The sequence below is a fragment of the Mesotoga sp. B105.6.4 genome (assembly GCF_002896535.1).
Taxonomy (GTDB): domain Bacteria; phylum Thermotogota; class Thermotogae; order Petrotogales; family Kosmotogaceae; genus Mesotoga.
In genome coordinates this window covers 1-13,452 of the sequence record NZ_JWIM01000024.1, presented here as the reverse complement: position 1 = coordinate 13,452, position 13,452 = coordinate 1, and the positions used below count along the sequence as shown (strand labels likewise).

General features: G+C 45.7%; 14 protein-coding genes. 6 read left to right on the top strand and 8 right to left on the bottom strand.

The genetic code is table 11. From position 1 onward, the window contains the following. Window positions 1–630 precede the first annotated feature (630 nt). The 3 genes from RJ60_RS06170 to RJ60_RS16040 are packed head-to-tail and all read right to left on the bottom strand — an operon-like array spanning window position 631 to window position 2,040. Window positions 631–1,473 carry a hypothetical protein gene (locus RJ60_RS06170; protein WP_103134269.1) on the bottom strand — a complete coding sequence of 281 codons (843 nt, stop codon included), beginning with the start codon at window positions 1,471–1,473 and terminating at the stop codon, window positions 631–633. Next, complete coding sequence (locus tag RJ60_RS16045) at window positions 1,448–1,798, bottom strand: hypothetical protein (RefSeq protein WP_258006199.1); 351 nt, start codon at window positions 1,796–1,798, stop codon at window positions 1,448–1,450. Before RJ60_RS16045 ends, RJ60_RS06170 begins: the two co-directional genes overlap by 26 nt. A gap of 44 nt (window positions 1,799–1,842) precedes the next feature. Further along, window positions 1,843–2,040 carry a nucleotidyl transferase AbiEii/AbiGii toxin family protein gene (locus RJ60_RS16040; RefSeq protein WP_258006198.1) on the bottom strand — a complete coding sequence of 66 codons (198 nt, stop codon included), beginning with the start codon at window positions 2,038–2,040 and terminating at the stop codon, window positions 1,843–1,845. Window positions 2,041–2,724: 684 nt separating this feature from the next. On the opposite strand from RJ60_RS16040, the gene RJ60_RS06155 reads away from it, so the two are divergent. The 3 genes from RJ60_RS06155 (at window position 2,725) to RJ60_RS06135 (ending at window position 5,741) form a co-directional block, all read left to right on the top strand. Next, a complete protein-coding gene (locus tag RJ60_RS06155; RefSeq protein ID WP_099829278.1) occupies window positions 2,725–3,024 on the top strand; it encodes a nucleotidyltransferase family protein in 300 nt (99 codons plus the stop codon). 1,263 nt (window positions 3,025–4,287) lie between these two features. Beyond that, complete coding sequence (locus tag RJ60_RS06140; protein ID WP_103134266.1) at window positions 4,288–4,884, top strand: type IV toxin-antitoxin system AbiEi family antitoxin domain-containing protein; 597 nt, start codon at window positions 4,288–4,290, stop codon at window positions 4,882–4,884. Then, window positions 4,884–5,741, top strand: a complete 858-nt coding sequence (locus tag RJ60_RS06135; RefSeq protein WP_258006200.1) for a nucleotidyl transferase AbiEii/AbiGii toxin family protein — start codon at window positions 4,884–4,886, stop codon at window positions 5,739–5,741. The genes RJ60_RS06140 and RJ60_RS06135 overlap by 1 nt, the downstream gene beginning before the upstream one ends. Window positions 5,742–6,296: 555 nt before the next feature. Here RJ60_RS06135 and RJ60_RS06130 read toward each other — a convergent pair. Both RJ60_RS06130 and RJ60_RS06125 read right to left on the bottom strand, forming a co-directional pair. Further along, the gene (locus tag RJ60_RS06130) at window positions 6,297–6,545 is read right to left on the bottom strand and encodes a DUF2442 domain-containing protein (protein WP_102819196.1); all 249 of its coding nucleotides are present in this window, start codon (window positions 6,543–6,545) and stop codon (window positions 6,297–6,299) included. Between the two features lie 13 nt (window positions 6,546–6,558). Continuing rightward, entirely contained in the window at window positions 6,559–6,825 is a 267-nt protein-coding gene (locus RJ60_RS06125; RefSeq protein ID WP_103134264.1) for a DUF4160 domain-containing protein, read from the bottom strand. A gap of 879 nt (window positions 6,826–7,704) precedes the next feature. Between RJ60_RS06125 and RJ60_RS06115 the strand changes: the two genes are divergently transcribed. From RJ60_RS06115 to RJ60_RS06105, 3 genes are all read left to right on the top strand, one after another. Then, window positions 7,705–7,914 (top strand): 2-oxoisovalerate dehydrogenase, encoded by a 210-nt coding sequence (locus RJ60_RS06115; RefSeq protein WP_102819198.1) that lies wholly within the window; start codon window positions 7,705–7,707, stop codon window positions 7,912–7,914. Beyond that, a complete protein-coding gene (locus RJ60_RS06110) occupies window positions 7,911–8,156 on the top strand; it encodes a type II toxin-antitoxin system HicA family toxin (protein WP_103134262.1) in 246 nt (81 codons plus the stop codon). The genes RJ60_RS06115 and RJ60_RS06110 overlap by 4 nt, the downstream gene beginning before the upstream one ends. A 671-nt stretch (window positions 8,157–8,827) precedes the next feature. Next, window positions 8,828–9,127 (top strand): GIY-YIG nuclease family protein, encoded by a 300-nt coding sequence (locus RJ60_RS06105; protein WP_103134261.1) that lies wholly within the window; start codon window positions 8,828–8,830, stop codon window positions 9,125–9,127. A gap of 1,291 nt (window positions 9,128–10,418) precedes the next feature. Here RJ60_RS06105 and RJ60_RS06090 read toward each other — a convergent pair. The 3 genes from RJ60_RS06090 to RJ60_RS06080 form a co-directional block, all read right to left on the bottom strand. After that, the gene (locus RJ60_RS06090; protein WP_103134259.1) at window positions 10,419–11,417 is read right to left on the bottom strand and encodes a nucleotidyl transferase AbiEii/AbiGii toxin family protein; all 999 of its coding nucleotides are present in this window, start codon (window positions 11,415–11,417) and stop codon (window positions 10,419–10,421) included. Beyond that, the gene (locus tag RJ60_RS06085) at window positions 11,401–12,036 is read right to left on the bottom strand and encodes a DUF6088 family protein (RefSeq protein WP_103134258.1); all 636 of its coding nucleotides are present in this window, start codon (window positions 12,034–12,036) and stop codon (window positions 11,401–11,403) included. Before RJ60_RS06085 ends, RJ60_RS06090 begins: the two co-directional genes overlap by 17 nt. A gap of 390 nt (window positions 12,037–12,426) precedes the next feature. Further along, window positions 12,427–13,452 (bottom strand): IS256 family transposase (locus RJ60_RS06080; RefSeq protein ID WP_103134257.1); only part of this gene is annotated, 1,026 nt, incomplete at its 5' end.

Genomic DNA, 13,452 nt, shown 5'->3' with positions numbered 1-13,452 from the left:
CCCACAGCCCAGATCCTGAACAGGAGCACTTCAGGATGACGTGAGGTAAGAAAAGACAGTCATCCCGTGATGAACTTGCACGGGATCTCGCCCTGAGACCCGCTGTGCGCTTAAGAACAAGGACCCACTGTACACTGGCGAAGACAACGTTGTCGGTCAACGGTCCACCGTCCATCGGAAAGAAGCAGATCCAAGTTCCACGTTGTCAGTTGCAAGCAGAAGAAATAGTTGTCCGTTGTTGGCGAGAGAGAGGTCGCTGAACGCTTAAAAGCGGTGAACCCGCTGAACGCTGTGGAGAACCGTCCTTCGTGACTCGTCCCAGATCATGGACCCGTCCTTCGCTGAGACCCAAGCCCAGATCCTGAACAGGAGCACTTCAGAATGACGTGAAGGACTGTCATCCCGATATGAAACTGATCGGGATCTCGAATGTAAGAGCCGCTGTACGCTGTTCAAAACAACGTTGCCCGTCAACGGTCCGCCGTCCACCAGAAAGAGAAGCAGTTCCAAGTTTTATGTTGTCAGTTGCAAGCAGAAGAAATAGTTGACCTGAGTGGCTTCCTGCCGAAGGCAGCCTTGCGTCCCGGCACGGTCTTCGCCGGCAATGCGCTCTGCTGAGCAGCCTCATTCCTACAAGAGTGTGCAAAGACATGTGTAGTACTCAGTAACACTCTCATATAACTCGTAGGCTGTGGATCCTGAAATAGGCAATTTACAACTACCGGCTCTCTGCAGATATTCAGACAATCTTCTTTTGTGATCCATGAATGCAGAGAGGACCAGATACTCATCCTCAATTAAGTCATCTCTGAGACATTCTTCCAGAATCAAGTGCGAAGCAAGAAGAAACCATGGAGAACTAATCGGCTGAATTTCAAATTTGAAAAGTCTCGCGAAGTCTTCTTGGACGGAAAACAGTCTCTCTCTTGCCGACCTTTTCTCTACCAAAACGCCGGCCTTAGCTAGCTTCTCTAGTTCTAGAAGTACTGCCTTCTGATTGAGAAAGCGATGGCTCGCTATTTGATTCGAGTTTGCGCTTCCCCTAGTCAGTAAATGGAATATCACCTCGGCTCTGGTAGTAGATCCGAATATTAGTCTCAGTCGAATAAGCAAGTTCGTTATGTCTCTTGCGTCGGGCTCGGTGATGTACTTGCTGGAAGTAGTTGCAGCGTGCACTTCACAAACATCAACCGGTAGTTCAATACGATCGGTAACAACTTTCCGAAGTCTTTTCAAGCGAGAATGATTGATATATTTGAGGTTTACTACGCTCCAGTCCAGGGAGATTTTTTGTAGACGCTTTTCGTGTTTACATAAATAACTGGAAAAGGCAATAGCGCTCTCCGGATCACTAAAACATTTCATCGTTTGCTCGGCTCTCGACCAAGCACCAAGATTTGCCCACTGGCTCCACAATATCCCTACTGCATTATCTATAATCAATCTCTTAAAGCTCTTTGGATGCATCATCAAAACCAAGCCTCCGCAAAAGATCGATCAAGATTACTCTAAAAGCCGGCGAGACATCATGAGTCATTGTCCATTTTGCTGCCTCCACAATCTCACTTTCCGTTGGTTCTAACTTCATCAGATCATCTACGTGATAGCCGCCTCGGTCAGCTGAAGCGTACAACTTAAAGTGAATCTGATCTATTCGCGAAATATAATATACAGAAAGTGAGCTTCCAATTTGAACCTTGGTTAGTCGCTTCGAAAATCCTTCAGGCAAACCGAGTTCTACGAGTGATGCCGGTCCGTCGTTTATCCAGTCTCTGGGAAGCCCCAGATCCCTGGCCACTTTTCCGGCAGCGTCTAGAAGCCAAACCGGGAATTCGGCCTTACTTACGACAATCTGATCCTCGACTTCTCTGCGAAACCAACCACATCAATATCAGCCGTTGTCCTCTGGACTAAACCAAGAGCGTTCAGCGCGGTGCCACCACAAACAACCAGACCGACTTTCTTACCAATCCTCTTTATCTGAGAATGCAAAGCCTTCAAAGCAACTTCGATATCTGAGAAACTCATATTCCTCTTCATAACCTCAGTATATCACATACGAGTTGTTAGTACCTCATAAACTATTTCACTTGAAAAATGCTAGCTGCTATTCCTTAGAGAGGTGACTATAGTTTCGCGATCTCAGTCTCATCCTGCAGCAAATTAGCGCTCTACCTGTTGTGAATGTTCGTTTTCGTGTTTTGGGAAAAGGCGTGATCCTCATTGGAATCTCGTCATACAACGCCGGACGATTTGAAGAGAACAGTCCTCCTCCGTAAGCCGTCCAAGAACAAGTACCCGTTCACCGAAAAGGCCGCTCTACGCCAGAAGTTCCGCTGATCGCTTAAGAACGGTGAACCCGCTGGTCGCTGTGGAGAACCGTCCTTCGTGACTCGTCCCAGATCATGGACCCGTCCTTGGGTTGGGAAGAGCTTGAGGTCAGAGGCAAGAGGTCGGAAGAGCGAAGAGATCTTGATCTTCTTACCTCTAGCCTCATTCCCCTTACCTCTGATTTGCCTTTGCACAGAATCTCATACTTCTCATCATTCTCCCCTCTCTCTTTTCTTTCACGCTCTTTGCCAAGAACGAAGAACAAAGCTGCTAGTTCTGCAACGAAGAACGTCATTACCATAATGCAAAAATGGAGTCCTTATTCATCTGCAATTTCCTCTCCACTTCTGGGCCATGACATGCAATGATATAATTTTTATGAGGTGAGAACTGATGCAGAGTCTTGATAAGATTCTAAGCGTACTGAAAGACGAAATGCCTTACTTCAGATTGCGCTATCAAATCGAATCGCTGAGAGTCTTCGGTTCTTATGCCCGTGGTGAGCAGAACAAAGAAAGCGATCTAGATCTTCTTGTTCGCTTTGAAGAGAATGCGAACCTAACGCTGATTGATTACATCGACCTCAGAAATGAACTGTCGAGCCTCTTGTCAGTCAAGATAGATCTTGTTGACGAAAGCACTTTAAAACCTTTAATCGGAGAACATATTCTAAGAGAGGCCATTGAAATTTGAAGCGCGTATACTCAGATTATCTAAATGACATAATAGCTGAAATCGATCTTATTTTCGATTTCTGTAAGGAAATCAAGAACGCTTCCGAATTTCTGAATGACAAGAAAACTGTCAGGGCAACAATCTTAGGAAATCTCTCTGTGAGAATATGACATCCTTTGCAAGCCCAACACCAAGCTTCCAGATATTAAGCCTTTCGATCTCCATCAAGTATCCTCTTCAAAATAAACTGAGGATAATATATCATCTGGAAATCCTCGCTTCAAGTATTCTCGTTGTGTTCATTTTCTTATGTTCTTCAGCTTCCTGGCGCGAAAGCGCCAGCATCACTTCCTGCCGAAGGCAGCCTTGCGTCCCGGCACTGTCTTCGCCGGCATTGCGTCTCATTTCACCAGTGACTGGCTCTCTCTCTTCTCTCGTGAGCGCAGCGAACCTCTCGATGTTCTCTTTCTCAATTGTCTACGTTTGGCCGGCGCAGCCGGAACTGGCCACCGAAGGTGACTGGCTAGTTTTCCTTCCCCGCGAAGCGGGCCTTGCGTCCCCAGATGCTTCTCTGGGCATTGCGACCTGGCGTGATCTTCGCCAGCCTTGCGTCCCGGCATGTTCTTAGCCGGCATTGCGTCCACTGATGCTCCACAGTGCAATGCGTCCCACCGAAGGTGGCATCACTTCCCGCCGAAGCCAGCCATGCGTCCCCAGATGCTCCTCGGCGCATTGCGCCTTTCAACAAAATATGCTCTTCTCGGAGGACGGTGGACCGTTGACGGTTGACCGTTGTCCAAGTCGCACACACGCAGAGAGATCAACGAATTTTCTGATGAAAGAACATGCCACTGCATAACCATCTGAGTTGCTCCATGTCTTCACCGATACCTTAATAATCTGAAAACCTCTTCGTCCAAGTTATCAGTTCATTAGGAGGGCGAACAGCCGTTCGCCCCTACAAGCGGCTCTTTGATCTTTGCCAGCGGGTCCATGCTCTACCCAGCGTCCAGTCTTCAGCGGCTCTTTCCCCGCGAAGCGGGCCTTGCGTCCCCAGATGCTTCTCTGGGCATTGCGACCTGGCGTGATCTTCGCCAGCCTTGCGTCCCGGCACGGTCTTTGCCGGCATTGCGTCCACTGATGCTCCTCAGTGCAATGCGTCCCACCGAAGGTGGCATCCCTTCCTGCCTAAGCCAGCCTTTTGTTCTCGCGTAATATCAAGGTGTACTAACATGCTTTAATATGATACAATTAAAGAACGCACGTACAGAAGGTGAAACGATGGATGACTTAGAGAAGATCAAACAGATCGCTGCCGAAAACAATGGTTTCATTGAAACCGGCGATGTTGTTGCGGAGGGAATTAGAAAGGAAAAGTTAAGACGACTTCTTGAGTTGGGAGAGGTTGAGAGAGTCTCGCGAGGAAGATACGTTTTATCAGGAAGTATAACAGATGACTACAAGATACTCCAGATGAGGTGCAAATCCTGTATCTTTTCGCACACAACCTCCCTTTATCTATTGGGACTTTCAGACCGGGCGCCATCCCAATACCATATAACAGTATCTCAGGGTTCGAACGTAACCTATCTTTCGAGAGAGTACGATGATCTGGTCTTCCATTACATAAAACGCTCACTTTTTAATATGGGTCTGGCAAGTGTTAAATCGCCTTTTGGAAACACTGTAAGGTCTTACGATTCCGAAAGGACAATCTGCGATCTGCTAAAAGAGAAGGACAAGTTTGATATTCAGATCATCTCAAGTGCCTTGAAAGCGTATTTCAGGGGCAGGCAAGATCTTGGGAAATTGTCAAAATACTCACGCGTTTTTGGAGTTGAAGATCTCTTGCATACCTACACGGAGGTTCTACTGTGATGAACGCTGAAAAGTTGAAAAACGAGATTCGAAAAAGCGCCTCAGAGAAAGGGTTGAATGCGGGAGAGATACTTCACATGTTCATGTTCGAAAGGTTTATTGAGAGATTGGCTAGATCCTTTTACAGAGAGTCATTCATATTGAAAGGAGGCCTCTTGATTGCTTCCATGATTGGTATAGGACAGAGAACCACAATAGATATGGATACCACAGTCAAGAACCTTGCAATGAATGAAGGCACGCTAAAAAGGGTTGTGACCGAAATAATTGACACAGCCCTTGATGACGAAGTTAGTTTCACATTCGAGCGAATAGTGCCAATCCGCGAGGAAGACGAATACAACAACTTCCGTGTTTCACTAGAAGCTAGATGCGACAGAATCAGAGTTCCGATGAGAATCGACATGACAACCGGAGATGCAATAACTCCCGGAGAAATCGACTACCAGTATCGCTCAATCTTCGGAAAAGAGAAAATCATCATAAAAGCATACACACTTGAAACGATACTCGCCGAGAAATACGAGACCATTTTAAGAAGAACTGTGTTGAGTTCTCGTCCCAGAGATTTGTACGACATTCACACTCTTTTCAGACTGAAGAAAGACCAAATCTCTTTAGCTATTCTAAGAAAAGCAATCGAAAACACTGCGCTTAGGCGAGGATCGTCCAATACAATTGTTGATTATGAAAGCATTGTCTCCGAACTCAAGGAATCAGAATACCAGAAAAGGCTCTGGAAGAATTATCAAAATGAAAACAGCTATGCCAAAAACATTCAGTTCAACGATGTGGTCGAAACAGTGAAGACAATCGGCGACCTTCTAAAAAAATCTGATAGACTGAATCTTCATTGAGTAATAGCAATCCCTCCATCCGATCCTGAGACCGAGAGATTCTGACCAGGACCTTCGTCAGAATGACAGAATGCAAGAAAAGACTGTCATCCCCGTAGAACCTTCCCCGGAATCCACTCACTTATCCTGCCCTGAAAAGTCCCTGTTCAGGGTCTTCTTTTTAGGGCACCTGTTTGCGGCTTTTGTTGTGTCTCCTGTTCAAGACCCCTGCGATGTCATCCCGTAGAGCCTGCCCTGAAATGCTCCTGTTCAGGGCACCTGCACGGGATCTAATCTCGACCGTCTTGAGCTGCGTACGATGTAAGAGGTTTGAGGCTAGAGGTCAGAAAGGCAAGATCTAATTGCTCTTCTTACCTCTGGCCTCTTACGTCTTTTTTTCCCTTACGCCTAGGAGACCAAGAACCTGGACACGAAGTGTCGGAACGAAGAACCTAGGTGCAAAGCACCAGAACAATGAACTTCTCTCTTTGCGAAGAACTTGGACGCGCAGCGTCTAATGAACGGCTCTCTCGCGAGCGAGAAACCAAATTGAACTACTCAGAGAATTCCGTTTTCTCAACGGGGTACTGCTATAGGGCTTGAATGATCAAAGAGATACTCTGGGCAGATGTCCAGTCCATTGGACCATTCAATTGTATCAAAGCTAATTCGAGCTGAGCAGAAGACTTTCGGGTCTCGTAGCTCCGAGAATTTTCCTATGTTCAGTATTCCCTCCAGATCTATCGCTCTCTCTTCCCCATTACTGAACTCAAGTATTAGCTGATAAGGTTTACAGCTCTTTATCGACTTCACTCCAATACTCATGTCAATACCTCCATCATCTTAGTGGCTCTATCTTGAAGGGAAGTTCGCCGTCTGTCACAAGTTTCCAGTTAGCGATTAGCTCATCGGAATGAAGCTCAATCCACGCCTGAACTAATCGAAGCTTCTTTGCGGGAATCTCGCCACTTAGAAGTTCTCCATCAGGAATTGAGACGGTAGAACTGTGTTCCTGATAGTAAACGTGTATATGAGGAGGATTGTGCTCATTAGGAGAACAGTACATCCTCACAATTATTCCGTAGAACATGCTTATTGTTGGCATCGATTCCTCCTTCCATAGCATATTATACTAAGGAAACAGCCATTTTTGCACCGGGGATCGCTCCCCTGAGGAAAGACCTATAACGACCACATTTTTCCAATAGGTTCATAACGCTACCCCCGCACCTTCATCCCGTAGAGCCCGCCCTGAGAGCCGCTGAACGCTTAAGAACAAGAACCCGCTGAGCGCTGTGGAGAACCGTCCTTCGTGACTCGTCCCAGATCATGGACCCGTCCTTGGGAAGAGCTTGACGTCAGAGGCAAGAGGTCGGAAGAGCGAAGAGATCTTGATCTTCTTACCTCTAGCCTCATTCCCCTTACCTCTGATCCGCCTCGTCGTCGATTGCCCAAGAACGAAGAACAGATACTTGCTCTGGAACGAAGAACCGATTATCCTCGGCGAACGGTGAACCGATAACGGATAACCTTTCTTATTCAACTTGCAACTTGTCACTTGCAACTGTTTCAAAGAACGAGATCCTGGCCAGAACATTGCCAGGATGACGTGAAGCAAGAAAGGACAGTCATCCCGCAGAGCCTGCCCTGATGTGCACCTGTTCAGGGTACCTGCACGGGATCTCGCCCTGAGAGCCGCTGAACGCTTAAGAGCAGAAAACTTGCTCTACGCTGTGAGAAGCAAAACCGTAGACACGGCTCCTCAACTCCTTTCATTCTTGTCGGAGGACGGTGGACCGTTGACGGTTGACTTGAGAGGCTTCCTGCGTCAGCTGCATCACTTCTCGATGATGGTATAATTCTTCTGATTGGTTGTGAGCTCATACGAATCGAAATGATTCATCCGAAGTATTGCGGGACCGATAACTTGACTAAGTGATTCTTAAACAGTGAGCGGTTTCTGAAGAAAAGGTGGAGGTAAAAGGTGAATAGCGAGATAATCTTTCTGGTTGAAGAGGATTCTGTTTCGGGGTTCATTGCGCGAGCTTTGGGCCAGTCAATAGTTACTGAAGCGGAGACTCTTGAAGAACTCAGGGAGAAAATCAGAGATGCCATCAGATGTCATTTCGATGAAAATGACCTCCCGAGAATAATCAGGCTGCATTTCGTCAAAGAAGAGGTAATTGCGCTTTGAGACTCCCGAGGGATATCGGCGGTGAAGAACTGTGCAAAGTTCTCTCCAAGTTAGGTTACGAAGTCACACGCCAAAGCGGCAGCCATGTCAGGCTGACTACAAAAGAGAAAGGTGAGCATCATATAACTATACCTAGACACAGTCTGCTGAAGCCAGGTACTTTGAACGCCATACTCACGGAAATCGCCGACCATCTTCAAATGACAAAGAAAAACTTGCTTCAATTTCTAGTCGAGGAATAGTCGTATTTGACATTAGGAGGGCGAACGACCGTTCACTACCACAATAATCGAAGAATCACTTAACCCCCTCATGAACGTGCTCCTTTCAGGATATTGGCTTCGATCCAATCAATGAAGATTCCTCCGTTGACGGTCATCGAAGGAACTAGATGCTGAAACAAGTTCAGAAATGAGTTGCTATTCTATCCCGACCACTAATGGTCATCATCCCGTAGAGCCTGCCCCAATGAAGCCTGCCATGAAAATGTTCTGTTCAGGGTTTTCTGTTCAGAACTCCTGCTTGGGGTCTCTTGTTAAGGGATTCAGCACAGGATCTGCTTTTTCTCCTTACTCTTCGGTGTCTCGAATTTGCTTCTTCTCGCAGCGAAGCTTCATCTCAGACTCAAAGCGTCTTCTCGATTTATCGTTCTTAGTTCAAGAACAAGATCCTGGCCAGAACATCGCCAGGATGACGTGAAGTAAGAAAAGACAGTCATCCCGTAGAGCCTGCCCCAATGAAGCCTGCCATGAAAATGTTCTGTTCAGGGTCATCCCGTAGAGCCCGCCCTGATGTGCACCTGTTCAGGGTACCTGCACGGGATCTCGCTCTTTTTCTTCACGTGCACTCATCAAAAGGCAATCACAGTGCTATCATAAAAACACTCATCTTCTTATTCGTATGAGGTGATGTAATGAACTCAGGGTTTGTTTACATAATGACAAATCCTTCCAGAACTTTGTTCTACGTTGGTGTAACTAACAATCTTCTTCGAAGGGTGTTTGAACACAAGAGCAGAATCGTAGAAGGTTTTACTGACAAGTACAATTGCGTAATCGTTGTCTACTATGAGTACCATGAGACAATCAAAGAAGCTATCAGAAGGGAAAAACAACTGAAGAGCTGGAAAAAAGAATGGAAACTAAGACTGATCAAGAAAATGAATCCGGAGCTTCGTGACCTTTGGGAAGAGATCTATAGTGGTTCCCGATAAAGAAAATAAGATGCAGACCCGCTAATGACCCAAACTGTCATTCCCTAGAGCCCGCGCAAGATCCACTCACTTAGCCTGCCCCAAAATGCTCCTGTTTGGGGTATCCTGTTCATGGCACCGCTGATCGTTGGGAAGAGGGGTTTTCCGTTGACCGTTCAAGAGGAAAGATCTGTTCTTCGTTCCAAAGAGAGGATCTGTTCTTTGTTCTTGGTCAAGGTCTTATGTAGAGCATGGCATACCCTTACCAAGAAACTGTCAGGCCGACGAACTGAGTTGGTTTTGACAGACCGGATTTCGCTATTCTTTACTTGATAGGAACTTTAGCTCTTTGTTCTTGGCAGACCACCAACCACGTATCACCAACAACCGCTCTTAGCGCCAAGCTTCATCTCAGACTCAAAGCGTCTTCTCGTTTTATCGTTCTTAGTTCAAGAACAAGATCCTGGCCAGAACATCGCCAGGATGACGTGAAGTAAGAAAAGACAGTCATCCCGATATGCAACTGATCGGGATCTGGTCTTAAAACGCTCCAAAGATCGAGATCCTGGCCAGTAGCACGCCAGGATGACGTGAAGTAACAAAAGATAGTCATCCCGATATGCAACTGATCGGGATCTGGTCATGAAAACACTCCAAAGATCGAGATCCTGGCCAGTAGCACGCCAGGATGACGTGAAGTAAGAAAAGACAGTCATCCCGATATGCAACTGATCGGGATCTGGTCTTAAAACGCTCCAAAGATCGAGATCCTGGCCAGTAGCACGCCAGGATGACGTGAAGTAACAAAAGACAGTCATCCCGATATGCAACTGATCGAAATCTCGCCCTGAGAGCCGCTGAACGCTGGAAGAGCGGTCCTCCGTCGCCGTTATCGGTCCTCCGATTTTTCGAGAGACTTAGAGAGTTTCCAGAGCATTCGGTTTATTCTTTCAGCTTTTTCTTCGATTTCGTCCAGTTGATTATCTTTCAAATAGCCGAACTAAGCAGAAATCTCCAGCTGGGCCACTGTCTCGTTCTGAAAACCCGCTCTACGCTGTGAGAAGCAAAATCGTAGACACGGCTCCTCAACTCTTTTCATTCTTGTCGGAGGACGGTGGACCGTTGACCTTCAACGTAGTGTTCATCAGCGCTGAGCGAAAAGCAGGCTTTGTTGCTTCCTGGCGCGTAAGCGCCAGCATCACTTCCTCGCGCCAGCGAGCATCACTTCCTGGGATGTACTTCCCAGCATCACTTCCGCCGGCGATCTTTCGGCGCATCACTTCCTGCCTAAGCCAGCCTTGCGTCGTTTTGCTCAATAACTGATTCTTCTCATCTCATGCTCCAGCTCTTTGAGCGTAGCGAGAATTTGGTCAAAAGTGGGAATCGCACCAAATATCATTGCTTTCATGTTTTTGAAGTCTTCTCTTAGTTTCTTTACAACATTGTCGGATGGCACTAACCGCAACGTTGAGGGTAGTGCTTCTTCGTATTTTGCCCATGCGCAATGAAAGAATTTGTCCTTGAATGCCGCAACCTTACGAAGCAATTCGATGTCCTCAAGAGCATCGCGTTTTATTGGGGTGTTGCACAACATATGAAGATCATAGTAATGCCTTGAATACCTAAGCGGCAACGTTCCGTTCTTCCTGTTAGCTTCACGGTGGAGTATGGTCGCCTTCTCCCAGAAGGTTCGTTTTGCCTCGACTGTCGTTATGAGCGTACTTGGCATTCGAAACACTTCAGGAAATTCCTCGGCGGCATAGGGAATAATGGGCTTCTCAGCAGATGGAGACCACGCGGCCAAGGGGCCGATCTCCAACCTAATTTCCTGGAGTAAACTCTGGTCAGTGAATATTTGCGGATATCTAAAAAGAACGGTCTGAGAATCATCTGGATCGAGATACAAGTCGAAATCTTTGATAAACGAACTCAATGATTTTTCTAGATGTGGAATGAACTCGGTAGCGAGAAACTGTTCAGTTCTCAAAGCTGCTTCCTGATTAAAACTTGTTTGCTTCGTTCTAGATCTTGATTCCCATGGCTCCGTTAACGAATATCCTAGAAGCCTCCAATCAACTATCAGGTCGATATCCTCAGAAAAACGTTCTATTGCTTTATATACTTTTGAAAGAGACGTTCCTCCCTTAAAGGCAAAGTGCTTTGCATACTTGCTTTGATGAAAGAGAACCTCGAGTAGGAAACATACCCAAAAGTCCTTCTCTATAATAGCCGGGCTGATACCCCTTCTGGAAGCAGTATTCGCAAAAATGGCTCTCAAATTCGAGCTAGTTTCGTTAGCGATGCGATACACTATTCCCGCTCCTTTCAATCAATTTGCAGATTTCCTCATAAACCCATTTCCTGCTCTTCCGAGCTCGCTTCCTTAAAGCTTCCAGTTCTCTCTTACTGAATCTTCGAAGGATCTTACTCCTAACATCAGGAGAAATGCGCTCCTTACCCAAAGTCTTAAGTGCTTCAAGGAGAGCCGCTTCTTTGTAACTAAGTTTGCTTATTTCACGACAAGTTCTATGCCTGAACTCGATTTTCCGTCCATCATTCAGAGTTACCGTTCTTAATGGGCCATCACTTACGTACTGAAAAACATTTGGTACCTGAGTCGACAAACCCAACATATTCAAAGCCGCTTCCTTACAAGGAGCGATTTTCCACCCGTGGGCCTTTGCATAGGCTCTCGCAAACTGATCAGGATCTGAAGCAACTTCCTCGTTTATAAGTTTATTGAATTCCGAGGGCTTATAGAAGCCCCTCGAAACACGGATTAACCTTCCCTCCATTTCCAAGCGTGAAAGTGCTTTTCGAATACTGGAATAAGTGCCGAATTTGGAAAAATCAGAGATAGAGTAAATCCTTGATTTTGGATTCTTCTTTATATAATTCGAAATTTTCTCCCTGGTGGTTATTTCTTCCATATGGCTCACTCCTTTTATCGCACATATTATATTGTATTTGTGACACCATAGCAAGCATTATTCCTATTGAATAAGAACTACAATGCAATTACAGCTCAACTTATAAACTTCGAATCAAGAAAACGAAGAAGAAGGAAAATCCGGGTCCTGACTAGGAGAACGAGGATGACCTGAAGAGAGAGTATCCTACCTCAGCAAACCTGCCTGTAAATGTTTCTGCTTGGAATTGTGTTCATGTTCTCTATAGACCGAGAGCAGACAGCCGTCAAAGAGAAAAGCTGTTCTTCCAGAGCAAGGATCCTTTCTTCGTTGGTCAAGGTGAGATCAAAGAGATGCTTGGGTTCTGTCTCTTTTTTTGTGTAAACCCCTTTTTTGTAATGGGTTTAAGAATCAGCTTATGTACTTAGCTAATCTTTCATACTTTATCACAAGTTGAGTTAGTATCTTTGACCATTCAAGGGTTCTTACTGTCCATTTCTTTGTTATATTTATTATTGCTAGATAAGCCATCTTTAAGAGAGAAGTATCCGTAGGAAAGACTCCTTTGTTCTTAGTTACCTTCCTCAGTTGTCTATTAACTGATTCAATGGGATTAGTTGTATAAACCAATCTTCTCAGTTCCTCTGGATATTGAAAAAAGGTTGAGAGAGATTCCCAGTTTTCCTTCCAGCTTTTTATTGACAAGTGGTATTTGTCACCCCACTTCTCTTCTAATGCAAGCAATGCATTCCATCCTGCCTCTCTTGTTGGTGCCTGATAAACTGTCCTTAGATCGCGTGCGAGAGGTCTACGATCCCTCCAGGTTACATATCTCATGGTGTTTCTTATCTGGTGAACTATGCACTTCTGAACCTCTGAGAATGGATATACAGCCTCTATGGCTTCTTCCATTCCGCTTAATGCATCTATTGAGAAGATTGCTACGTCTTCAACCCCACGATTCTTCAATTCGTTGAGAATGCTTAGCCAGTAGCTTGCTCCTTCTGTTTCGCTTATCCACATACCTAGAATGTCTTTGTGGCCATTTAGGGATACTCCTAAGGCTATATAGAGTGCTTTCTTCCTTACCTGGTTACTCTCAACTACCTTGAAGAATACGGCATCCATGTAGACTATCGCATACGCAGATTCTAATGGCCTGTTTCTCCATTCGGAGACCAGTGGCAGTATCTTGTCCGTTATCCTGCTTATGCTCTCTGCAGACAATCTAGAACCGTAGATATCCTCTATGTGACTCTGAATATCTCTTACTGTCATTCCCCTGGCATACATGGAGATTATCTGATCCTCTATCCCTGAAATGTCCCTCTGATGTTTCTTCACAACAACAGGCTCAAATTCACCTTTTCTGTCCCTTGGTATCTCAAGTTCTATTTCTCCGTAATCGCTCCTAACTGTCTTCTTGCTATGTCCATT